Source organism: Pseudoxanthomonas sp. F37 (assembly GCF_022965755.1).
Taxonomy (GTDB): Bacteria; Pseudomonadota; Gammaproteobacteria; order Xanthomonadales; family Xanthomonadaceae; genus Pseudoxanthomonas_A.
Genome location: NZ_CP095187.1, coordinates 1,209,442 through 1,230,705, shown reverse-complemented (window position 1 = coordinate 1,230,705; position 21,264 = coordinate 1,209,442). Strand labels below are relative to the sequence as shown.

Annotated in this window: 20 protein-coding genes, 1 tRNA gene and 1 pseudogene; 10 read left to right on the top strand and 12 right to left on the bottom strand. The window is 68.4% G+C overall.

What is annotated here, in order from left to right:
- The first annotated feature begins 58 nt into the window (after positions 1–58).
- Positions 59–1,555, top strand: a complete 1,497-nt coding sequence (locus tag MUU77_RS05680) for an aminotransferase class III-fold pyridoxal phosphate-dependent enzyme (protein ID WP_245092532.1) — start codon at positions 59–61, stop codon at positions 1,553–1,555.
- Positions 1,556–1,625: 70 nt separating this feature from the next.
- Here the strand turns inward: MUU77_RS05680 and MUU77_RS05675 are convergent, their stop codons facing one another.
- From MUU77_RS05675 to MUU77_RS05665, 3 genes and pseudogenes are all read right to left on the bottom strand, one after another.
- Positions 1,626–2,228, bottom strand: a complete 603-nt coding sequence (locus MUU77_RS05675) for an inorganic diphosphatase (protein WP_245092529.1) — start codon at positions 2,226–2,228, stop codon at positions 1,626–1,628.
- A 104-nt stretch (positions 2,229–2,332) separates the two neighbouring features.
- Positions 2,333–3,715, bottom strand: a complete 1,383-nt coding sequence (locus MUU77_RS05670; RefSeq protein ID WP_245092527.1) for a metallophosphoesterase family protein — start codon at positions 3,713–3,715, stop codon at positions 2,333–2,335.
- A pseudogene (locus tag MUU77_RS05665) lies at positions 3,712–4,752 on the bottom strand (phytase); the annotation flags it as partial. The pseudogene MUU77_RS05665 and the gene MUU77_RS05670, both read right to left, overlap by 4 nt.
- Before the next feature lie 291 nt (positions 4,753–5,043).
- On the opposite strand from MUU77_RS05665, the gene MUU77_RS05660 reads away from it, so the two are divergent.
- Together MUU77_RS05660 and upp are read left to right on the top strand one after the other, a co-directional pair.
- On the top strand, positions 5,044–7,419 hold the full coding sequence (locus MUU77_RS05660; protein WP_245092523.1) for a TonB-dependent receptor: 2,376 nt from the start codon (positions 5,044–5,046) through the stop codon (positions 7,417–7,419).
- Between the two features lie 112 nt (positions 7,420–7,531).
- Positions 7,532–8,164: a uracil phosphoribosyltransferase gene (gene upp, locus MUU77_RS05655; RefSeq protein ID WP_245092521.1), complete on the top strand. Its 633-nt coding sequence runs from the start codon at positions 7,532–7,534 to the stop codon at positions 8,162–8,164.
- 99 nt (positions 8,165–8,263) lie between these two features.
- On the opposite strand, the gene MUU77_RS05650 is transcribed toward upp, so the two are convergent.
- The 6 genes from MUU77_RS05650 to rsmD form a co-directional block, all read right to left on the bottom strand.
- Positions 8,264–9,154 carry an MBL fold metallo-hydrolase gene (locus tag MUU77_RS05650; protein ID WP_245092513.1) on the bottom strand — a complete coding sequence of 297 codons (891 nt, stop codon included), beginning with the start codon at positions 9,152–9,154 and terminating at the stop codon, positions 8,264–8,266.
- A gap of 152 nt (positions 9,155–9,306) precedes the next feature.
- Positions 9,307–11,052: a gamma-glutamyltransferase gene (gene ggt, locus MUU77_RS05645; RefSeq protein WP_245092511.1), complete on the bottom strand. Its 1,746-nt coding sequence runs from the start codon at positions 11,050–11,052 to the stop codon at positions 9,307–9,309.
- A 48-nt stretch (positions 11,053–11,100) separates the two neighbouring features.
- Positions 11,101–11,349 carry a YfhL family 4Fe-4S dicluster ferredoxin gene (locus MUU77_RS05640; RefSeq protein ID WP_055940809.1) on the bottom strand — a complete coding sequence of 83 codons (249 nt, stop codon included), beginning with the start codon at positions 11,347–11,349 and terminating at the stop codon, positions 11,101–11,103.
- A gap of 177 nt (positions 11,350–11,526) precedes the next feature.
- Positions 11,527–12,021 (bottom strand): hypothetical protein, encoded by a 495-nt coding sequence (locus tag MUU77_RS05635; RefSeq protein ID WP_245092509.1) that lies wholly within the window; start codon positions 12,019–12,021, stop codon positions 11,527–11,529.
- 44 nt (positions 12,022–12,065) lie between these two features.
- Positions 12,066–12,572, bottom strand: coding sequence for a pantetheine-phosphate adenylyltransferase (coaD, locus tag MUU77_RS05630; protein WP_245092508.1), 507 nt, complete (start codon positions 12,570–12,572; stop codon positions 12,066–12,068).
- Positions 12,569–13,216: a 16S rRNA (guanine(966)-N(2))-methyltransferase RsmD gene (gene rsmD, locus MUU77_RS05625; RefSeq protein ID WP_245092505.1), complete on the bottom strand. Its 648-nt coding sequence runs from the start codon at positions 13,214–13,216 to the stop codon at positions 12,569–12,571. Before rsmD ends, coaD begins: the two co-directional genes overlap by 4 nt.
- A 225-nt stretch (positions 13,217–13,441) precedes the next feature.
- Here rsmD and htpG point away from each other — a divergent pair, with 225 nt between their 5' ends.
- Positions 13,442–15,340 carry a molecular chaperone HtpG gene (htpG, locus tag MUU77_RS05620; protein ID WP_245092503.1) on the top strand — a complete coding sequence of 633 codons (1,899 nt, stop codon included), beginning with the start codon at positions 13,442–13,444 and terminating at the stop codon, positions 15,338–15,340.
- Between the two features lie 238 nt (positions 15,341–15,578).
- Here htpG and MUU77_RS05615 read toward each other — a convergent pair whose 3' ends face one another.
- Positions 15,579–15,878: a hypothetical protein gene (locus tag MUU77_RS05615; RefSeq protein WP_245092501.1), complete on the bottom strand. Its 300-nt coding sequence runs from the start codon at positions 15,876–15,878 to the stop codon at positions 15,579–15,581.
- Positions 15,879–16,001: 123 nt separating this feature from the next.
- On the opposite strand from MUU77_RS05615, the gene ftsY reads away from it, so the two are divergent.
- The 3 genes from ftsY (at position 16,002) to MUU77_RS05600 (ending at position 18,629) form a co-directional block, all read left to right on the top strand.
- Complete coding sequence (gene ftsY, locus MUU77_RS05610; RefSeq protein WP_245092498.1) at positions 16,002–17,195, top strand: signal recognition particle-docking protein FtsY; 1,194 nt, start codon at positions 16,002–16,004, stop codon at positions 17,193–17,195.
- Between the two features lie 105 nt (positions 17,196–17,300).
- Positions 17,301–18,356, top strand: a complete 1,056-nt coding sequence (gene mutY, locus MUU77_RS05605) for an A/G-specific adenine glycosylase (RefSeq protein ID WP_245092496.1) — start codon at positions 17,301–17,303, stop codon at positions 18,354–18,356.
- Positions 18,357–18,359: 3 nt separating this feature from the next.
- On the top strand, positions 18,360–18,629 hold the full coding sequence (locus MUU77_RS05600) for an oxidative damage protection protein (RefSeq protein ID WP_245092494.1): 270 nt from the start codon (positions 18,360–18,362) through the stop codon (positions 18,627–18,629).
- Positions 18,630–18,644: 15 nt separating this feature from the next.
- Here the strand turns inward: MUU77_RS05600 and MUU77_RS05595 are convergent, their stop codons facing one another.
- Complete coding sequence (locus MUU77_RS05595; protein WP_245092492.1) at positions 18,645–19,097, bottom strand: DUF6491 family protein; 453 nt, start codon at positions 19,095–19,097, stop codon at positions 18,645–18,647.
- A gap of 178 nt (positions 19,098–19,275) precedes the next feature.
- Between MUU77_RS05595 and MUU77_RS05590 the strand changes: the two genes are divergently transcribed.
- The 3 genes from MUU77_RS05590 (at position 19,276) to MUU77_RS05580 (ending at position 20,699) form a co-directional block, all read left to right on the top strand.
- Positions 19,276–19,351, top strand: a tRNA-Phe gene (locus MUU77_RS05590).
- A 115-nt stretch (positions 19,352–19,466) separates the two neighbouring features.
- Positions 19,467–20,177, top strand: coding sequence for an rRNA pseudouridine synthase (locus MUU77_RS05585; RefSeq protein WP_245092490.1), 711 nt, complete (start codon positions 19,467–19,469; stop codon positions 20,175–20,177).
- 228 nt (positions 20,178–20,405) lie between these two features.
- Positions 20,406–20,699, top strand: a complete 294-nt coding sequence (locus tag MUU77_RS05580; RefSeq protein WP_245092488.1) for an antibiotic biosynthesis monooxygenase family protein — start codon at positions 20,406–20,408, stop codon at positions 20,697–20,699.
- A gap of 19 nt (positions 20,700–20,718) precedes the next feature.
- Here the strand turns inward: MUU77_RS05580 and MUU77_RS05575 are convergent, their stop codons facing one another.
- Positions 20,719–21,228, bottom strand: coding sequence for a Rid family hydrolase (locus tag MUU77_RS05575; RefSeq protein WP_245092486.1), 510 nt, complete (start codon positions 21,226–21,228; stop codon positions 20,719–20,721).
- Positions 21,229–21,264: the final 36 nt, after the last annotated feature.

Genomic DNA, 21,264 nt, shown 5'->3' with positions numbered 1-21,264 from the left:
TCAAGCGACGAGTTAATCCCGATAATAGAGGTTTGCCCCTCTTTCCCGGAGCTATGCCATGGCCCTGACCGACGCCCTCGCCCCCCTGCGCGCCCACCCGGGCCAGCGCCTGACCCACGGCCTGGACGACGCCAGCGTCGAACGCCTGGCCAAGGGCCATCCGGACCTGGCAGCCGCCATCGAAGCCGCCGCTGCCGAGCACGCGCGCCTGAAGGACGAGTTCGCCGAACTGTTCGACCTGGACGAGGCCGAGCAGCTGCGCGCCGTGCAGGCCGGGTACGTCAACTTCTACGCCGAAGACGCGGTCAACCCCTACATCGCGCTGGCCGCGCGCGGCCCGTGGGTGGTCACCCTCAATGGCGCCGTGCTGTACGACGCCGGCGGCTACGGCATGCTGGGCTTCGGCCACACGCCGGCCGCCGTGCTGGACGCGATGGCGCGCCCGCAGGTGATGGCCAACATCATGACCCCCAGCCTGTCGCAGCTGCGCTTCGACCGCGCCCTGCGCAAGGAGATCGGCCACACCCGCGGCGGCTGTCCGTTCGCCAGGTTCCTGTGCCTGAACTCCGGCTCCGAATCGGTCGGCCTGGCCGCACGCATCGCCGACATCAACAGCAAGCTGATGACCGACCCGGACGGCCGCCACGCCGGCCGCACCATCAAGCGCATCGTGGTGAAGGGCAGTTTCCACGGCCGCACCGAGCGCCCGGCGCTGTACTCCGATTCCTCGCGCAAGTCGTACCAGCAGCACCTGGCCAGCTATCGCGGCGAGGATTCGGTCATCGCCATCCCGCCCTACGACGTGGACGCGCTGAAGCAGGCCTTCGCCGACGCCGAGAGCAAGGGCTGGTTCGTCGAAGCCGTGTTCCTGGAGCCGGTGATGGGCGAAGGCGACCCGGGCCGCTCGGTGCCGCCGGCGTTCTACGCCGCCGCGCGCGAACTGACCCGCAGCCATGGCAGCCTGTTCCTGGTGGACTCCATCCAGGCCGGCCTGCGTGCGCACGGCGTACTGTCCATCGTGGACTACCCCGGCTTCGAAGGCCTGGACGCGCCGGACATGGAAACCTACTCCAAGGCGCTGAACGCCGCGCAGTATCCGCTGTCGGTGCTCGCCGTGAACGAGCGTGCCGCCGGCCTGTACCGCAAGGGCGTGTACGGCAACACCATGACCACCAACCCGCGCGCGCTGGACGTGGCCTGCGCCACCCTGGCCCAGCTGACGCCGCAGGTGCGCGAGAACATCCGCAAGCGCGGCCTCGAAGCGGTGCAGAAGCTGCAGCAGCTGCAGGCCGACCTCGGCGGCCTGATCACCAACGTGCAGGGCACCGGCCTGCTGTTCTCCTGCGAGCTGTCGCCGGTCTTCAAGTGCTACGGCGCCGGGTCCACCGAGGAATGGCTGCGCCAGCACGGCCTGAACGTCATCCACGGCGGTGCCAACTCGCTGCGCTTCACCCCGCACTTCGCGATGGACGGCGAAGAGCTGGACCTGCTGGTCGGCATGGTGGGCAAGGCCCTGCGCGAAGGTCCGCGCATCAGCCAGGCCGTGGCGGCCTGATCCGCGCGGTGGATGCGACGAAAAAGGCGAGCAGAAGCTCGCCTTTTTTAGTTTTTCCCGCCGGATCGGCCTACGGCGTCTGACCGCTGAAGCGATCCAGCGAGGCCTGGATCAGCGCCCTCGCCTCCTTCGCATCGCCGTAGCCGTTGAGCTGCACCGGGTTGCGGCCCTTCGGCAGGTCCTTGTAGATGCGGAAGAAGGCCTCGATGCGATCCCGCTCGATCTGCGGCAGGTCGGCCAGGTCGCGGATGCCGGCATAGGTCGGATCCACCTTGTCGGTGGGCACGCCGATGATCTTCTCGTCGTGCTTGCCGTCGTCGAGCATGCGCAGCACGCCGATCGGGCGGAACTTCACCAGCACGCCCGGATGCAGGGGCTCCCGCGTCAGCACCAGCGCGTCCAGCGGATCGCCGTCGCCGGCCAGCGTGCGCGGCATCGACCCGTAGTTGGCCGGATACGCCACCGGCATCGACTGGAAGCGGTCCACGAAGACCAGGCCTTCGTCGTTGATCTCGTACTTGGTGAAGCTGCCGGCGGGAATCTCCACCGCCAGCAGCACTTCCTCCGGCGCCACCTTGGGCTGCTGGGCGAGGAACGGGTGGCGGATGTGGGCTTCGCGGGCGAGGGCGGTGGCGCAGAAAGAAAACAGGGCGATCGCGAGAACACGTTTCATGACAGGTTCCTGTGTAGAACGGAGCTTGCTCCGCAGCTTCTGGACGGACGTGCGAACAGCTGGAGGACGACGGAGCCGAGCACGCCCGGCCCTACGGCAGGCAATCATTCCCAGCAGCGGTCGGCGCGCCCCTTGAGGGTTTCGGCGCGGGTGCAGGTGCGTTCTTCGATGCGGCCTTCCGCATGCTCGACCAGTCGCTTGCCTGCCGCACCGCCGTCGACGAGATCGAACGCGTCGTAGAGGCGGCCGGTCGCGGTGCGCGCCTCGTAACGCAGGCGAGGGCCATCGAAGCGCAGTACCTGGAACAACTGGGTGTCCTCGGCGACCGGCCGCATGGTCTTGCGCGCCTGGTCGGAGAGCCGGTACTGCTTGGCGCCGGTGACCGACACCACGAACACCGGCGTCGGGGCCTCGTCCTTCAAACGGCCATAGACGTGGTCGTGTCCCTGCAGCACCAGGTCCACCTTGTGCTTGCGGATCACCGGCAGCAGGTGCTGGCGCAGCAGCACGTTGTCGCGGCCCTCGCGCGGGGAGAAGAACGGCTGGTGAGTCAGTACGATGCTCCAGCGGTGCGGGTTCGAGGCCAGCGCCCGGTCCAGCCACGCCGCCTGCGCCTTCGCCGTGCCCAGGTCCAGCGCGGAGGTGCCGTCGATCACCACCACGCGTACATCCTGGTAGTCGAACCAGTACGTGGTGCGCTTGGCCTGTGCCACGCCATTGCCCGGCAATGCGAACGTCACGGGCCAGTGCGCGCCCAGCACGCGACGCTCCTGCGGCGTGTCCTCGAACTCTTCGAAGTACTCGTGGTTGCCCGGCGCCGGCGCGACCATCAGCGAGGTGGGCAGCACTTCGTTGGCCTCGAACCACTCGCCCCATTCGTTGTCGTCCTCGCCATCGCCACCGCTGACCAGGTCGCCCGCGAACAGGGCCAGGCGCGCTTCCGGCGCCGCGCGCATCGCTTCGCGGACGACCCGGGTGGTGAGGCTGACGTTCTTGTTCTGGGTATCGCCGAAATACAGCAGCGTCAGCGGCGAGGACGCCGCAGCGGCCGTGCGGGTGTGGTGCCAGGCGCTCCAGGTACGATCGCCCTGCACGCGCCACGCGTACAGCGTGTCCGGCCGGAGACCCGTGATGTCCGCGCGGTGGTGATGGGCCTGGCCGTTCTCGGTGCTCAGCGGCTCGCTCGTCGCGCCGATCCTGCGCGGCTCGCCCATGTCGGGCGAGTCTCCTGCCACGACAATCTCCAACTGCGGCGCAGCGACACCGGCATCGGTGCGCCACGCCACCGAGAAACCGGTGGACGCATCCTGCGCCGGCGAGGCCACGATGCGGTCGGGGAAGCCGCTCGGCGCATAGCGCACCACGCCCTGCGGCACCCGCGTGTTCGGTTCGGGCTGGCGCACTCCCTGTGCGGACGCCGTCGCGCAGGTCGCCAGCAGCACGACGGCCAGCAGCCGCCTCATCCCTGCATCCCCTGCACGCTTCATTCGGCCGCGCACTCCGGCAGCGACAGTGCCCTGGCGATGTCGCGCCAGTCGAACGCCGACACCGCCTGGTCGTCGTCGACCGCGTAGAACGCGCCCTGCGGGAAGCGCGCATCGGCGCTCTGGTCCAGCCACACGCCGTCGGTGTTCGCGGTCCTGTTGCCGGCGAACGCGCCCTTGTAGGCCAGCGTCACGCGATCGAACACGTGAAACACGCTGCGGTCCTTGAACTGGTCGGTCGCGATCCAGTAACCGGTGCCGCCCGCGCAACGAGCCAACGCCATGCCCTCGGCCTGCGCCTTGAACAGGTCCGCGCCGATGTCGCGGCCGCGGTACGTGCCATCCAGGCCGTACTCGCGCAGGCGCGTGCCGACGGCGACATCCTCCTCCGCCAGCAGCAGGCGGTCGTTCGCCGCATCGCCGAACACGGATTCCGCGATGCGGATCGCGCCCGCCTCGCCGGTATCGCCGAAGGTGCCGGCCAGCGCGGCCTTCCACCCGTCCCCGGCGCGCTGCAGGTGATAGCGCTTGAACCGCTGGCCCAGCTCGGCCAGCGGCGGCGGCAGGTCCTCGTTCTGCGGCGACATATAGTTGTCGCTGACGATCACTTCATACGCGTCCTTCTGCGGACGCACCCACAGGCCGTAGGGCTGCTTCAGCTCCTGCGCGCCGAACACGAGCAAGGGCGTGAAGTCCGGCAGCTGGAACACCTGCACGCGCCGGTTGTCGCGCTCGACCACCAGCACCAGGTCATCGATCACCGCGATGCCGTTCGGCCGCTGCATCTGGCCCAGCGCGCTGCCCGGCCCGGACACCGTGCGCAGCGGCTTGCCCGTACCGCCGTCATAGACGACCAGGCGGTGCGTGTCCTTGGCGGTGGCGATCAGCCAGCGCGCGCCGTCGGGCGCCCGCCAGCTGGCCGGCGAATCGACGTTCTCGGCCGGCGTGGCCGCCGTGGTGAAGGCCTCGGGCACCACCACGTGGGCGATCTTCGCCTCGCTCAGCAGCGGGTCTTTCTCGACGTTCTCGTCCGGCTCCTTCTCGCGCGCCGGCGTCTCGGCCGTGACCGCAGGCGCAGCGGGCGCTTCGGGTTTTCCGCCGCAGGCGGCGAGCAGGAAGGCAAGCGCAAGCAAGGCAAAGCGTGGTTTCACTGGTGTCCCCATGACATGAAGTCGTCAACAAACTGCCATGTTCTACGCAGGCGCCATGACATTTTCATGTCAGCGCAGTGCACGCGGATACCTGTCATCGCACGGGAACCTGCGTGTCATGTTTCCGCCATGTGACGTGCTTACAAAGTGCCGTTTACTTTCGTCACGGGGACGACACACATGAAACGCAATGCCTTGGCCGCCTCGCTCGCGCAGGCGCTGTTCTGCGCTGTCCTGCTTCCGGCCAGCCTGTCCGCCACCGCGCAGAACCAGGCACCGGACGCCGGCACCGCGGGCGAACCCAAGCAACTGGACACGGTGGTGGTGCAGGCCGAGATCGCCTACCGCGACCGCACCGACGACATCGCCCCCACGCTGGTCTACGACCTGGAGTACTTCCAGCGTTTCGAGCCCAACACCGTCGGCGACATGCTCAAGCGCGTACCGGGCGTGGGCTTCGTCGGCTCGGACATCATGGAGTACGACGGCGTGCAGCTGCGCGGCCTGGGCGGCGGCTACACCCAGGTGCTGATCAACGGCAAGAAGGTGCCGGGTGCCGGCGACGACCGCTCGTTCTACGTGGACCGCATCCCCGCGGAGATGGTGGACCATATCGAGATCAAGCGCAGCGCCAGCGCCAACCGCAGCGGCGATGCGATGGCCGGCGCCATCAACATCGTGCTGCGCGACGCCTACGAATTCACCGGCAGCTACATCCGCGTCGGCGTGAACCGCTGGGACGACGGCGAGATCAACCCGACCTTCGGTGCGGTGACCTCGTTCGAAGCGCTCGGCGGGCGTCTGCTGGCCGGCATCAACGTGCAGGACCGCTATCGCGCCAAGACCAAGCGCTCGGACCGCTTCACCGACGACACCCGGGAAGAGAAGGTCAGCTGGGAAGACCAGACCGAGGTGAAGGATGGCCGCGACTACTCGGCCAATCTTTCGTATACCGCGGACGTCGGCGACACCGGCCGCTTCAGCATCGACGGCTTCTACGTCAAGACCGATCGCGACGTCACCGAGGTGTCGTTCGAAGAAGAACTGGACGACGACGAGACCATCGACATCCGCGTGCCGGGCCGCGACCCTTACGACCAGAAGAACTACGGCATCGGCGCCGAGTACAGGTTCGACATGGCGGGTGGACGCACCGCCGTGAGCATCGACCACGCCCGATTCGAGAACGACCAGGCCACCACCGAGGGCGAACACGTCTACGTGAGCGGCGCGGAGAACTGGGACGACACCTGGAGCATTCCCGCGGACGCCGAGTGGGACGAAACCGTCTACGAAGCCGAATCCGTCACCGCCAAGGATGCCGAAACCGGCTTCCGGCTGACCCATGCGCGCCCGCTGGGCGGCGCCGAACTGGAATTCGGCGTGGACTACCGCACCAAGAAGCGCGAAGGCCTGCTCGTCACGTACGAGTGGGAGGCCGAGGAGGAGGGCCAGACACCGGCGTCCCTGGCGGACTACGACCTGGACGGCAGCGTGGCTTCGGTGATCGAAGAGAAGCGCCTGGACCCCTACATCATGCTCAGCGGCAAGGGCGATGCCTTCTCCTGGGAGGCCGGCCTGCGTTACGAAACCACGAAGTCCGAAGTGGAGTACCTGGAAGACGATGAGAGCGAAGGCCGCGTCAGCAAGGACTACAACGAACTGCTGCCGTCGGTGAACCTGCGCTGGAACCTGGGCGAGGCGGACCGCATCAGCCTGTCGCTGGCCAAAACGATCAAGCGCCCCAACTTCAACGAACTGCTGCCGGCCCTGCTGGACGGCGAGTTCGGCGACAACGACTACATCGGCAACCCGGAACTGGACCCGGAGACCGCCAACGGCCTGGACCTGGGCTTCGAGCACCGCCTCGGCCGCAAGGGCGTGGTCGGCGTGAACTTCTTCTACCGCGACGTGAAGGACCTCATCGAGATCGTCAACACCGGCGTGCCCAGCGAAGAGATGCAGGACACCTGGGAAGAGATGATCGAGGACGGCGACGCCGTCGACCTGGCCGACGCGATGGCGCAGGAACCGGCATCCAGCTGGCTGTACACCTCGGACAACGTGGGCGACGGCAAGGTGTACGGCTTCGAGTTCGACGTATCCACGCCGCTGTCGGCGATCGGCCTGGAAAACACCGGCATCTTCGCCAACTACTCCTGGGTGAAGTCCAAGGTGGACGACTTCCTGGGCGAACGCCGCTTCAACGACCAGGCCAAGTCGGTCTACAACATCGGCTTCATCCATGACATGCCCACGCTGGGGGCCAGCTTCGGCGCGACCTACCGCAAGCAGGGCGATGCGTACGCGCGCCTGCTGGGCGAGGAAGCGCTCATCCGCTACGGCGGCGAACTGGACGTGTTCGTCGAGAAGCGTTTCGGCGCCAATGTCTCCGTGCGCCTGAGCGCCAACAACCTGCTGGATGCCAGCAAGGACGAGTTCTTCGACAAGTTCGACACCCAGCAGGACCAGATCGACCGCGACTACGACGAGTACGAGCTGGAAACCGAGGAGGCCGGCCCGAGCTACCAGCTGGTGATGCGCTGGGCGTTCTGACCGCCCCGACCCGCACGCTGAAGGCACGAAGCCGGCCTGGGCCGGCTTCGTGCTTTGTGGGACCCCGGGGTTTGATGCAGACTTCCCGCACCTCCCGTCGCCCCGCCGTGCCATGAAAACCGTCGAAGTCCGCCACCCCCTCGTCCAGCACAAGATCGGCCTGCTGCGCAACGCCGGCCTGAACACCAAGGACTTCCGCGAACTGGTGACCGAACTGGGCACGCTGCTGGCCTACGAGGCGACCGCCGACCTGGAGCTGGCCACCGACACCATGGCGGGCTGGGCGGGCCCGGTGCAGGTGAAGAAGATCGCCGGCGCCAAGATCACCCTGGTGCCCATCCTGCGCGCCGGCCTGGGCATGCTGCCCGGCGTGCTGGCGCTGATCCCCACCGCGCGCGTCAGCGTGGTGGGCCTGCAGCGCGACGAGGAAACCCTGCAGCCCGTGCCCTACTTCGAAAAGCTGACCGGGCGGCTGGAAGAACGCGATGCGCTGATCCTGGACCCGATGCTGGCCACCGGCGGCACCCTCATCGCCACCATCGACATGCTCAAGCGCGCCGGGGCGAAACGGATCAAGGGCATCTTCCTGGTCGCCGCGCCGGAGGGCCTGAAGGCGCTGGAAACGGCGCATCCGGATGTCGAGGTCTACACCGCCGCCATCGACGAACGCCTCAACGACAAGGGCTACATCCTGCCGGGCCTGGGCGACGCGGGCGACCGCATCTTCGGCACGCGGATCGGCTGAAACTTCATCTGTCGTAGCGAAGTTTCCTGTTGTGGGAGCGACGCACGTCGCGAAGACACGCCCTCTGGCGACTTACATTGCTCCCACTCTCCCGCCCGTTCACGCCGCCAGGGGTCGTGCGTGCAGTTCCGTTACCTCGTGGGCCACGCCGAACCTGCCCTTCTCGTCGCGGGTCACCTGCGCCAGCGCGCAGCCGGGATCGTGGGTGAAGAACAGATGGACGTTGCGCGCCAGCTTGTCTTCCAGGAAGGCGCGTTTTTCGTCGATCAGCAGTTCGGCGTTGCGGTCGTAGCCCATGGTGATGGGCACGTGCACCCAGGAGCGGCCGGGGATCAGGTCGGCGCAGAACACCACGCCGCCGTGCGGCTGGCCGTCGACGCGTTCGGGCCCGACGATTTCGGCCAGCATCAGCCCCGGCGTATGGCCGTCGCTGAAGCTGAAACGGACCGCGTCGCCCAGCGCGCGCGAGTACTCGCCCGACACGAGTTCCAGCCGTCCGCTGGCTTCCAGCAGCGGCTGCAGTTCCGGGATGAAGCTGGCACGGTCGCGCGGGTGCGGCCTCAGCGCCCGCTGCCAGTGGTCGGCACCGACGATGAAGGTGGCATTGGGGAACAGCAGTTCCGGCGGGCGGCCCTCCTGCCACGGCGCCAGCAGGCCGCCGGCGTGATCGAAATGCAGGTGGCTGAGCACCACCACGTCGATGTCCTGGTGGGTGAAGCCGGCTTCGCGCAGCGAATCCAGCAGCACGTGGCGGTCTTCCTGTACGCCGAAGCGCGCGCGCAGCTTCGGTTCGAAGAATGCGCCGATGCCGGTTTCGAACAGCACCGTCCTGCCGTTGAGCGGCTGCGCCAGCAGCGCGCGACAGGCCAGCGCGATGCGGTTCTCCGCATCCGGTGGCGACCACTTCTCCCACATGGCGCGCGGCGCGTTGCCGAACATCGCACCGCCATCGAGTTTCTGGGAATTGCCCAGCAGCGACCAGAGTTTCATGGGCGTGATTCTACGCCCGCCGGAGCCCGGGGACATTCCCGCCCCCATACCCGCCGTGCCCGCACTTTGTAGGAGCGCCCCATGGGCGCGATGCTCTTTTGTCCGATGCGGGGAAAGCATCGCGCCCATGGGGCGCTCCTGCACGCCGGGAATCAGGGCGTCGCGACCGATTCCACCACCTTCGCCGCACCCACCGGGTTGCGCGGGTCGCTGCCGCCCATCAGCGTGTTGGTGGTCTTGTCCCATTCCACCGTCTGCAGGTTGCCCCAGACATGGCTGGAACCGCGACCGCCCTGCGCGGCGTTGCCGGGCACCTTGAACCTGTGGCCCATGGCCTCCAGCGCCTGCTGGGTGTCGGGGCCCAGCGCATCGGTCTCCATCTCGATCAGGTCGGGCATCCACTGGTGGTGGAAGCGCGGCAGCGCGGCGACCGCCTGCGGCTGCAATCCCGCGTCGTAGCCCAGGATGCCCAGCAGCACCATGGTGATGATGCGGCTGCCACCCGGCGTGCCCAGCACGGCCACTTTGTCCGGCGACTCCAGGAAGGTCGGCGTCATCGAACTGAGCATGCGCTTGCCGGGCTTGGGCGCATTGGCGTCGTAGCCCATCACGCCGAACGCGTTCGGCGTGCCGGGCTTCAGCGCGAAGTCGTCCATCTCGTTGTTCAGCAGCACGCCCGTACCCGGCGGGATCAGGCCCGAGCCGTAGAGCAGGTTGACGGTCTGGGTGCCGGCGACGCGGTTGCCCTGCGCATCGATGATGGAGAAATGCGTGGTTTCCTCGTCCTCCAGCGGCGTCTGCTGGCCCGAAAGCTGGTCGCTGGGCGTCGCCTTCTGCGGGTTGATGGTCGCGCGCAGGCCGGCCGCATAGTACGGGCTGGTCAGCGTCTTCATCGGGATCTGCACGAAGTCCGGATCGCCGAGATAGAAGGTGCGGTCGCGGAACGCGCGACGCATCGATTCGACGATCAGGTGCGTGCGCTGCGCCTGGTCGAGCTTGGACAGGTCGTAGGCGTCGAGGATCTGCAGCATCTGGGTCAGCGCCACGCCGCCGGACGACGGCGGCGGCGCGGTGGTCACCTTCCAGTCGTTGTACTGGAAGGTCAGCGGCTCACGCTCGCGGACCGTGTAGCCGGCCAGTTCCTCCGCCGTCCACTGCCCGCCTTCGGCCTTCACGCCGGCCAGCAGCAGCTTGGCGGTCTGGCCCTTGTAGAAACCATCGAAGCCCTGTGCGGCCAGGCGTTCCAGCGTGCGCGCCAGGTCCGGCTGCCTGAACGTTTCGCCTTCCCTGATCGGTTGGCCGTCGGCGAGGAACACCGAACGCGTGCCCTCGTACCGTTCCATCACCTCGCGGCGCGCCTGGTAGCCGCGCGCCATGCGCGCATAGACCGGGAAGCCTTCGCGCGCGGTACGGATGGCGGGGGCCAGCGAGGTCTTCAACGGCAACCGGCCGTACTTCTCCGCCAGGTGGACGAACGCGGCCGGCAGGCCGGGGATGCCGGCGGCCCAGGGGCCGTTCTCGGCGCGGTCGCGGTCGAACCCGCCGTCCGGCAGCAGGTACTTGTCCGGCGTCGCAGCCGCTGGCGCGGTCTCGCGCGCATCGATGAAGACGTCCTTGCCGGTCCTGCCGTCGTGCAGCAGGAAGAATCCGCCGCCGCCCAGGCCGGAACTGATGGGCTCCACCACCGACAGCGTGGACGACACCGCGATGGCCGCGTCGAAGGCATTGCCGCCCTGCGCGATGACATCCAGCCCCGCCTGGGTGGCGAGCGTGTGCGCGCTGGCGATGGCGACGCCGGGCGGATGCGCCGGGGTGGACGGACGGACGGCGTCGGCCGCCGGTGCGGCGGGCACGAACGCGACGAGCAACAGCAGGGCGAACAGATGGCGCTGGATCACGATCTCTCCTGGGCGATAACCGGCACGGAGCACTGCCGGGGAGGCGGATCAGCCGGCCTGCAGCCGCAGCATCTTCGCCAGCAGTGCTTCGTGGGTCTCAGGATACGCCGGATCGGGATCGATGCACTCGACGGGGCACACGACGACACATTGCGGTTCGTCATGATGGCCGACGCATTCGGTGCAACGCGCCGGATCGATCACGTAGATCGTCTCGCCCATCGAGATGGCCTGGTTGGGACAGGCCGGCTCGCAGACATCGCAGTTGACGCAGAGCTCGTTGATCTTGAGGGACATAGGGGTTGCCGTCATCCCGGCGCAGGCCGGGGCCCAGCGACTTCATCGCGGTGTTCGCGGGAGACACAGAGTCACTGGATGACCGGCCATCCGGCCGTTGTGGAGCGTTTCACGCCTGCGCGGGGATGACCTTTCCGCCAAGGCGTGGCCGCCCGTGGGCGGCCACGCGCGGACAGGTCACTTGGCTTCGACGAACACGTACTCGGCGCCGCTGGGGGCCACCGCGGTCTTCACGCGCTCGCTGTCCTCGGCCTTGCCGATGAACAGGATGCGCACGCCCTTGAACGTGTCGGCTTCCACGCCGGCGAACGCCGCCACCGCCAGGTCCGCGATCTTGACGCTGGACGGCGAACCGAACGCGATCAGGTTGCCGCTGGTCACGCCGCGCGCCACCGCGCCCTTGGCCTGCTCCAGCTGGCGGCCGTACTTGGCCTCGAACTCCGGATCGGTCTCGGCCGGCAGGTAGTAGACGTACGGGGTGTTGGTGATCGTGCCCATGTTGGCGTCGACCACCTTGCTCAGGTATTCCTTCCACGGGCCGTCTTCGGTCGTGGTCGGCGCCACCAGGGCGACTTCGGCCGGCTCGGCCGGGGCTTCTTCCTGCTTCTTGCACGCCGCGAACGGCAGCACGAGGCAGGCGGTCAGCAGCATGCGGGTTGCGATGTTCTTCATGGGTCTTCCCCCTCCTGTTGGATCTGTTGTCGGAATGCGGGCGCTCAGGCGCCCTTCTGTGACTGCCATTGTGCCTTGAGCGCGGCGACGACCGCCGGCGGCACGAAGCCGGACACGTCCCCGCCCAGGCGCGCGATCTCGCGCACCAGCGAGGAGGAAATGAAGCCGTACTGCTCGGCGGGCGTGAGGAACAGCGTTTCCACCTCGGGAATCAGGTGGCGGTTCATGCTGGCCAGCTGGAACTCGTACTCGAAGTCGGACACGGCGCGCAGGCCGCGCAGCAGCACGCCGCCGCCGACCTCCTTCACGAAATGGGCCAGCAGTCCGTCGAAGCCGCGCACCTCCACGTGGGGGTGCCGGGCCACCGCCTCGCGCGCCAGCGCCACGCGCTGGGACAGCGGCAGCGCCGGGCCCTTGGCCGGACTTTCGGCCACGCCGATGATCACCCGTTCGAACAGCGGCGCGGCGCGGTCGATCAGGTCGATATGGCCGTTGGTGATCGGGTCGAACGTGCCGGGATACACCGCCGTCCGGTTGCGTGCCACAGTCATTCAGTCGTCGCCGGCGAATCGTCGTGGCGCAGTGTACCAGCGCCCTGCGGGGCCGGGGTGCGGTACAAGGCGTAGCGCACGTCGCGCGTCTGGCCCTCGCGGTGCAGGGTCCAGCCCGGCGGCACGGACGGCGCCGTCCCGGCCGGCGACTCCACATACACCCAGGCCCCCGCCGCCAGTCGCGGCTGCAGCGCCGCCAGCGCCGGCTCCCACAGCCCGTCGGCGAACGGCGGGTCGAGCAGGACCAGATCGAAGGACGCCTGCTGCCCCCCCACCAGCCACGCCAGCGCGTCCTGCGCCACCACGGTCGCCTGGGCGTCCAGGCGACCGCAGGCCTCGCGCAGCGCCGCCGCCAGGCCGGGGTCGCGTTCCACCAGGGTGGCGTGTGCGGCCCCCCGCGACAGCGCTTCCAGTCCCAGCGCACCGGTCCCGGCGAACAGGTCCAGCACCCGCGCCCCGGGCAACACCGGCATCAGCCAGTTGAACAGCGTCTCGCGCACCCGGTCGCTGCTGGGGCGCAGGCCGGGACGGTCGGGCACCGCCAGCTTCGTGCCCCGCCAGCGGCCGCCGATGATCCGCACCTGGCCGGTTCCGCGCACGGCGGGGGGAGGGGCTGAAGAGGGGCGGCGGGAGTGGCGGGACATCGGCACGCTGGGAACAGAGGGTCCCGCATGATACGTCCCCCTTGCAGGCGGGGCTGCAGCCCGATCGCGTCCCCGAAGAACGCCCCGCGCGGGTCATGGCCGACCGTCGGGGCCGAGGCCCCTCCTGCAGCGCGGCATGGTTGAGAAAGCCGGACCCGGCCCATACACCGGGAGCGATCGGCCGCAGCCTGCGGCCCGCCTGACGATCCATGGAGCACGACCACGATGACCACCGAAACCCACAAGGAAACACTGGGCTTCCAGGCCGAAGTGAAGCAGCTGCTGCAGCTGATGATCCACTCGCTGTACTCGAACAAGGAGATCTTCCTGCGCGAGCTGGTCTCCAACGCCGCCGACGCCGCCGACAAGCTGCGTTTCGAGGCGCTGAAGCAGCCGAAACTGCTGGAGGAAGACCCCACCCTGCGCATCCGCATCGGCTTCGACGCCGACGCGCGCACGATCACCATCGACGACAACGGCATCGGCATGAGCCGCGACGAGGCCGTGGCGCACCTGGGCACCATCGCCAAGTCCGGCACGGGCGATTTCCTGCGCGCCCTGAGCGGCGACCAGAAGAAGGACGCCAACCTGATCGGCCAGTTCGGCGTGGGCTTCTACAGCGCCTTCATCGTGGCCGATCGCGTGGACGTGTTCAGCCGTCGCGCCGGCCTGCCCGCCAGCGAGGGCGTGCACTGGTCCAGCGCGGGCGAGGGCGATTTCGAGGTGGCCACGGTCGACAAGCCCGAGCGCGGCACCCGCATCGTGCTGCACCTGAAGGAGGGCGAGGAAGGCTTCGCCGACGGCTGGAAGCTGCGCGGCATCATCAAGAAGTACTCCGACCACGTCGGCCTGCCCATTGAGATGCCCAAGGAACACCACGGCCAGGACAAGCCCGCCGCACCCGAGTGGGAGGCCGTGAACAAGGCCAGCGCGCTGTGGACGCGGCCCAAGGCGGAGATCAAGGACGAGGAGTACACCGAGTTCTACAAGCACATCGCCCACGACTTCACCGATCCGGTGGCGTGGAGCCACAACAGGGTCGAGGGCAAGCTGGAATACACCTCGCTGCTCTACGTGCCCGGCCGCGCGCCGTTCGACCTGTACCACCGCGACGGCGCCAAGGGCCTGAAGCTGTACGTGCAGCGCGTCTTCATCATGGACCAGGCCGAACAGTTCCTGCCGCTGTACCTGCGTTTCCTGCGCGGCGTGGTGGATTCCTCGGACCTGTCGCTCAACGTCTCCCGCGAAATCCTGCAGTCCGGCCCGGTGGTCGATTCCATGCGCTCGGCGCTGACCAAACGCGCGCTCGACATGCTGGAGAAGCTGGCCAAGGACAAGCCCGAGGACTACAAGGCGTTCTGGAAGCACTTCGGCCAGGTGCTGAAGGAAGGCCCGGCCGAGGACTACGGCAACCGCGAGAAGATCGCCGGCCTGCTGCGCTTCGCCTCCACCCACGACGCCTCCGGCGAACCCAGCGTGGCGCTGGCCGACTACGTGGCGCGCATGAAGGAAGGCCAGGACCGGATCTACTACCTCACCGGCGATGCGTACGCACAGGTGAAGGACAGTCCGCACCTGGAAATCTTCCGCAAGAAGGGCATCGAGGTGCTGTTGCTCACCGACCGCATCGACGAGTGGATGATGGGCTACCTGAGCGAGTTCGACGGCAAGTCCTTCGCCGACGTCGCCCGCGGCGACCTGGACCTGGGCGCGCTGGACAGCGAGGACGAAAAGAAGGCCCATGAGGAAACCGCCAAGGCGAAGCAAGCGCTGGTGGAACGCCTGAAGACGGTGCTGGGCCTGGACGTGGCCGACGTACGCGTCTCCCATCGCCTGACCGATTCGCCCGCCATCCTGGCCATGGGCCAGGGCGACCTGGGCGTGCAGATGCGCCAGTTGCTGGAGGCCAGCGGCCAGCAGGTGCCGGAGAGCAAGCCGGTGTTCGAGTTCAACCCAGACCACCCGCTGATCGCCAGGCTGGACGCCGAGGGCGACGCGAACCGCTTCAACAGCCTTACCCGCGTATTGTTCGACCAGGCCGCCCTCGCCGCAGGCGAGAGCCTCAAGGACCCGGCCGGCTACGTGAAGCGGCTCAATGCGTTGTTGCTGGAGTTGTCGGCCTGAAGGACCCCTTCTCCCCGCATGCGGGGAGAAGGTGCCCGAAGGGCGGATGAGGGGCACACGGAGTGGCGCGAAGCGAGACGTTTCGTGCGCTGAAGAGCGTGTCACTCGACAGGGCATCGGTTATTGCCGCATCACGGCTCCGTCAGCCTCTCACCCGCCCCCGTATCAGGTACGGGGCAGGCTTTCGGCACCCGCTCCCCGTAAACGGGGAGAGGGAGAGCTCACATGGATGCCGGCGTTACGCGCTTACATCCAGCAAACCGCCCAGCGTCTGGTCCGCGACCTTCAGCACGAACACGTTGGCGCCGGCCATCGCCTTGTAGGTCAGCGTGGCGGCCACGTCCTCGAGCGGCGCGGCCGGATCGGGGGGAGCCTCGACCACGGCCGCCGAAACGCCACCCGTCGGGCCGGCCGACAGCACCACCTTCTGCCGCATCGCGTCCGGCGTGGCCAGGTTGGCGATGTTGTGGGCCGCGGCCTGCATGCCCAGCGCGGCGGCGCGCAGGCCCGAGGTGGCGATGCCGGCGATGGGGGTCATGCGGTGACTCCGCAGGGTCTTCAGCCTCGATATCGGCCACGGCCGGCCCCACTTTAGCCCGGCGTCCACGGCCCGCCGACGGGCCGGTGGTAGCATGTCGCCCTCTTCGAGATTCCCCCTGCAATGATCGGTTTTTTCCGCCGCAAGAAGCCCCAGGACGGCCAGGACGCCGCCAAGACCCGCCCCAGTACCGATGAACTCGCCGCCGCCTTCCCGCGCGCGCCGGGCGAGGCGCTGCCGGCGGACGCAAACCCTGCTTCCGTTCGACCGGCGGACACACCGGCACCGCTGGCGGAGGCGGCCGGCCTGGATGCCGTTCCGGCGCCCGCGCCCGTCGCCCCTGCCCTGCCGGTCGAAGACCCGGAGCCCGCCGATGCGGTCCCCGCGGCCGCGGCGGGCAAATCCGGCTGGCGCGACCGTCTGCGCCGCACCAGCGCCGCGCTGGGACTGGCCGGCCTGTTCACGCGCAATCCGCGCCTGGACGACGACCTGCTGGACGAGATCGAGACCGCGCTGCTGACCGCCGATGTGGGCGTACCCGCCACCACGGCGATCATCGAGGACCTGCGCAAGCGGATGAAGGAGCGCGAGTTCGCCGATGCGCAGGCGTTGCTGAAGGCCTTGCGCGCCGACCTGATCGCGCTGATCGCACCGGTGGCCAAGCCGCTGGTGATCGATGCCGGCCGCAAACCCTTCGTCGTGCTGACGGTGGGCGTCAACGGCGTGGGCAAGACCACCACCATCGGCAAGCTGGCGCGCCGCTTCAAGCAGGAGGGCCACAGCCTGATGCTGGCCGCAGGCGATACCTTCCGCGCCGCCGCCGTGGCCCAGCTGCAGACCTGGGGCGAACGCAACGGCGTGCCCGTGGTCGCGCAGGGCCAGGATGCGGATGCCGCCTCGGTCGCCTTCGACGCATTGCAGTCGGCCAGGTCGCGCGGCTTCGACGTGCTGATCGCCGACACCGCCGGGCGCCTGCACACCCAGACCGGCCTGATGAACGAACTGGGCAAGATCCGCCGCGTGCTGGGCAAGATCGACGACACCGCGCCGCACGAGGTGCTGATGGTCATCGACGGCACCACCGGCCAGAACGCGCTCTCCCAGCTGCGCCAGTTCCATGCGGCCGTCGGCGTCACCGGCTTGGTGGTCACCAAGCTGGATGGCACGGCCAAGGGCGGGGTGGTGTTCGCACTGGCGCGCGAGTTCGGCATTCCCATCCGCTACGCCGGCATTGGCGAGCGCGTGGAAGACCTGCGCGTGTTCGATGCGGAAGCATTCGTCGATGCGCTGTTGCCGGAAGCGCTGGGTGGCGGCTGAGCTCGCCACATCCTCTGTAGGAGCGGCCCATGGCCGCGATGCTTTCCCCTTCCGATCGCGCAAGAGCATCGCGGCCATGGGCCGCTCCTACAGGTGCATTTCCGGATGATCTCCGACCGCCTTACCTTCGCCGCCCGCCTGCTGGCCTGGTTCGACCGCCACGGCCGCCACGACCTGCCCTGGCAGCATCCGCGCACGCCGTATCGCGTATGGCTGTCGGAAATCATGCTGCAGCAGACGCAGGTGGCCACGGTCGTTCCGTACTTCCTGCGCTTCATCGAACGCTTCCCCACCCTGCCCGACCTCGCCGCGGCGTCCACCGACGAGGTGATGGCGCATTGGGCCGGGCTGGGCTACTACGCCCGAGCGCGCAACCTGCACGCGGCGGCGAAAGCCTGCGTGGCCGGCCACGAGGGCGCACTGCCGCGCGACTTCGACGCGCTGCACGCGCTGCCGGGCATTGGCCGCAGTACCGCCGGCGCAGTGCTGGCGCAGGCATGGGACGACCGCTTCGCCATCCTCGACGGCAACGTCAAGCGTGTGCTGGCCCGCTTTCATGGCGTTGTGGGTTGGCCCGGGTTGCCGGCGGTGGAGAAACAACTGTGGGCGCTGGCGGAACGGCACCTGCACGACGTGCCCGACGGTCGTCTGGCCGATTACACCCAGGCGCAGATGGATTTCGGCGCCACCCTGTGCACGCGCGCCAAGCCAGCCTGTGCCGTGTGTCCACTGCAGGACGACTGCGTGGCGCGCCGCGACGGCCTGGTCGAGGCGCTGCCCACGCCCAAACCCGCCAGGCCGTTGCCGGAACGCGAAGCGAGCGCGCTCTGGCTGGAAAACGCGGCCGGCGACATCCTGCTGCAGCGCAGGCCCGGGACGGGCATCTGGGCCTCGCTGTGGACACTGCCGCAGGCGGACACCGACGCCGACCTGCGCACATGGTTCGCGCGCGAGGCGGAGGGCGACTACGACGCGGCCGAGGCGCTGCCGGTGCTGGTGCACACCTTCAGCCACTACCGCCTGCACCTGCAGCCGTTGCGGCTGCGCAAGGTCGCCCTGCGCGCACGGGTGCGCGACAATGACGATCTACGCTGGGTGGCGCGCGGCGAACTCGCCACGCTGGGCCTGCCCGCGCCCATCCGCAAACTGCTAGGGAATTGACCGATGGCCCGCACCGTCTTCTGCCAGTACGAACAACGCGAAACGGAAGGCCTGGACTTCGTGCCTTACCCCGGCGAGCTGGGCAAGCGCATCTTCGCCAACGTCGGCAAGCCTGCCTGGGCGGCCTGGCTGGCGCACCAGACCATGTTGATCAACGAGAACCGGCTGTCGCCGCGCGACCCCAAGCACCGCGCCTTCCTGGAAGCGGAGCTGGAGAAATTCCTGTTCGGTGGCGGCGCGGAGAAGCCGGCGGGCTACGTGCCCACGCCGTAGGCGCGTTGCGGCGTTTCAGGATCCGGTTTCGCGCTCCACGGTCGACGCCTCGCGCAGTTCCTTCTCGCTCGCCCGCAGGGCCTTCACGTCCAGCGGACGGATGGTCTGGATGCGGCAGGGGATCTTGATGCTGGAGGTGCCGGCACCCAGCGGCAGCACGTCGTCGAAGCGCGCCGACACGCGGTTGCCGAACTGGGTGATGTGGATGGCCATGGCGTACTCCAGGTCAGGGCAGCGGCCGCTCAGTTCCAGCAGATAGGCTTCGCGGGGCTTGGTCCAGACGGCCAGGGCGCCATCGCCCAGGGGACTCCAGCCATTGAGGGTGCCGAAGTAGCGGAAATCCTTGACGGGTTCGCCGGCGTGGTCACGGTAGAGGGCCAGCTTCTCGGTGGTGCTCAGCTTGGGGCCGGTGGCGCAGCCCGCCAGCAGGGTGGCGGTCAGCAGGGCCAGGGGGATCAGGCGTTTCATGGGGCGGATTCCTGTCGTTGCGGTGGGGCTTTCGACAACGCGGATGATGCGCCGGCGGTGGACAGGCGGCGCGCAGCGGCCGGCGCCACGTTCAGCCCGGGTGCGGCTTGCCATCCCCTGCGCCAATCCGTATCATCTGCGACCTTCGCACCGGCTCAGCCGACCTGCGACAGATCCTGGCCTGGTAGCTCAGTTGGTAGAGCAGCGGATTGAAAATCCGCGTGTCGGTGGTTCGAATCCGCCCCGGGCCACCATATCGATTCCGGAAGGCCTGCAGCGATGCAGGCCTTTTTCGTATCCGTCGCCACCCTCGCCTCTTGCGACGCAGCGCGGCGCGACCCTCTCTCCCTCCCGAGCCCTCCGGTCCTCATGTCCGAGCCTATCCGCCTTGCCAAGCGCGTTGCAGAACTGACCGGTTGCTCGCGCAGCGAAGCCGAGCAGTACACCGAAGGTGGCTGGGTCACGGTGGATGGCGAAACGGTCGAAGCGCCGCAGCACCCCATCACCGACGAACGGGTGGAGATCGATCCGGCGGCCGAACTCGGCGCCGCCGAGCCCGCCACGCTGCTGCTGCACAAACCCGAAGGCGTCGCCTGGCAAGACGCGGCTGCGCTGGCGACGCCGGCCACGCACATGGCAGGCGACGACAGCGGCGTGCGCCCGTTGAAACGCCACCTGCACCGCCTCACCGCGCTGGTGCCGCTGGATATCGAGGCCAGCGGACTGATGGTGCTCAGCCAGGACGGGCGCGTGTGGCGCCGCCTGACCGAGGACTATGCGCAGATCGAGCAGGAGTTCCTGGTGGAAGTCCGCGGCGAAAGCGGGCCGTACACGCTGAGCCGCATCGGCCACGCGGCCGCTTATCAGGGCCGCGGCCTGGCGCCGTGCAAGGTCAGTTGGCAGAACGAGGTGCGGCTGCGGTTCGCCGTCAAGGACGTGCGACCCGGCGAACTGCACCACCGGTGTCGCGAAGGCGGGCTGGAGGTGGTCTCGATCCGCCGCCTCCGGATCGGCCGGATCGCGCTGGCGAAGGTGCCGGTGGGCCAGTGGCGCTACCTGCCCCCGGGCACGCGCTTCTAGGAGCGCCCCTGCCCCGCGGCGACCGATGTTCTGAATCGCCGCGGGTCCAGTAGACATCTCCCCGTCACTCCTCACGGCCATCGGAGGCAGACATGCAGGGGAAACGAAATGCCGTTGACTCCCGCGGCCTGCAGCCTGCCTTGACCCGACCGTGACTTACGACCCACGACACCGCGGGCCTCACCGGCAAGACTCGGCCCCATGTACCCGGATACTCCCCCGACTTCCGTGTCCTACCGCTACGGCCTGGCCACCTTCATCAAGGTGCAGGAAGGCGCACGGGACGCATTCATCGACGTGTTGGGCGAAGTGGCCACCGTCGCCTGCCAGACGCCCGGCTGCCTGGAGTACATCATCAGCCTGGTGCCCGGAGAACCGCATGGCGTCTTCGTTACCGAGTTCTGGCGCAGCATCGACGACCAGCGCGGTGCGCTGCACCGGCCCGAGATCGTCGCCCTGATCGAGCGCTGTTCGCCCCTGATCGACCATGTCGAACAGAGGGCCCTGCAGCCCGTGGCCTGACGCCACCGGCACCGGGCACTCACGGCTTGGGCGCGTCCGGCTTCGGAATATCCGCCTTCGGCGCACGCCCCGAGCCGATCATCGCCACCGCACGCAGTTCCACCACCGCGCCCGGCGACAGCAAGGCGGACGTGCCCACGGCGCTCCACGCAGGATAGTGCGAGGGGAAGAACTCGTGGTGGATGGGCGCAAAGCGCGCGAACTCTTCCTGGAATGCGGCCGCATCCGTCGGCCCCGTGTGGAACGTGGTCAGCTCCACCACGTCCGCATACGTCGCCCCCGCCTGCGCCAGGTCCTTGCCCAGCGCCACGAACATGCGCCGCACCTTCTCTTCGTAGGTACCGGGCCCCGCGGCGGGAATGCCCGACACGATGACCATCTGGCCCACCTTCACCACCGGTGTGTAGTGCCAGTCGTGGTAGGTCGCTTCATGCCCCGGACGGGCGAAATGCTCGCGCGTGGGGGCTTCCTGCGCGAAGGCAGGCAGCGCGGCAAGCGACAGTAGCAGGCAGGTCGAGCGCAACGGCATGGCACTACTCCGGAAGGGACGCGCGAGTCTTGCCCT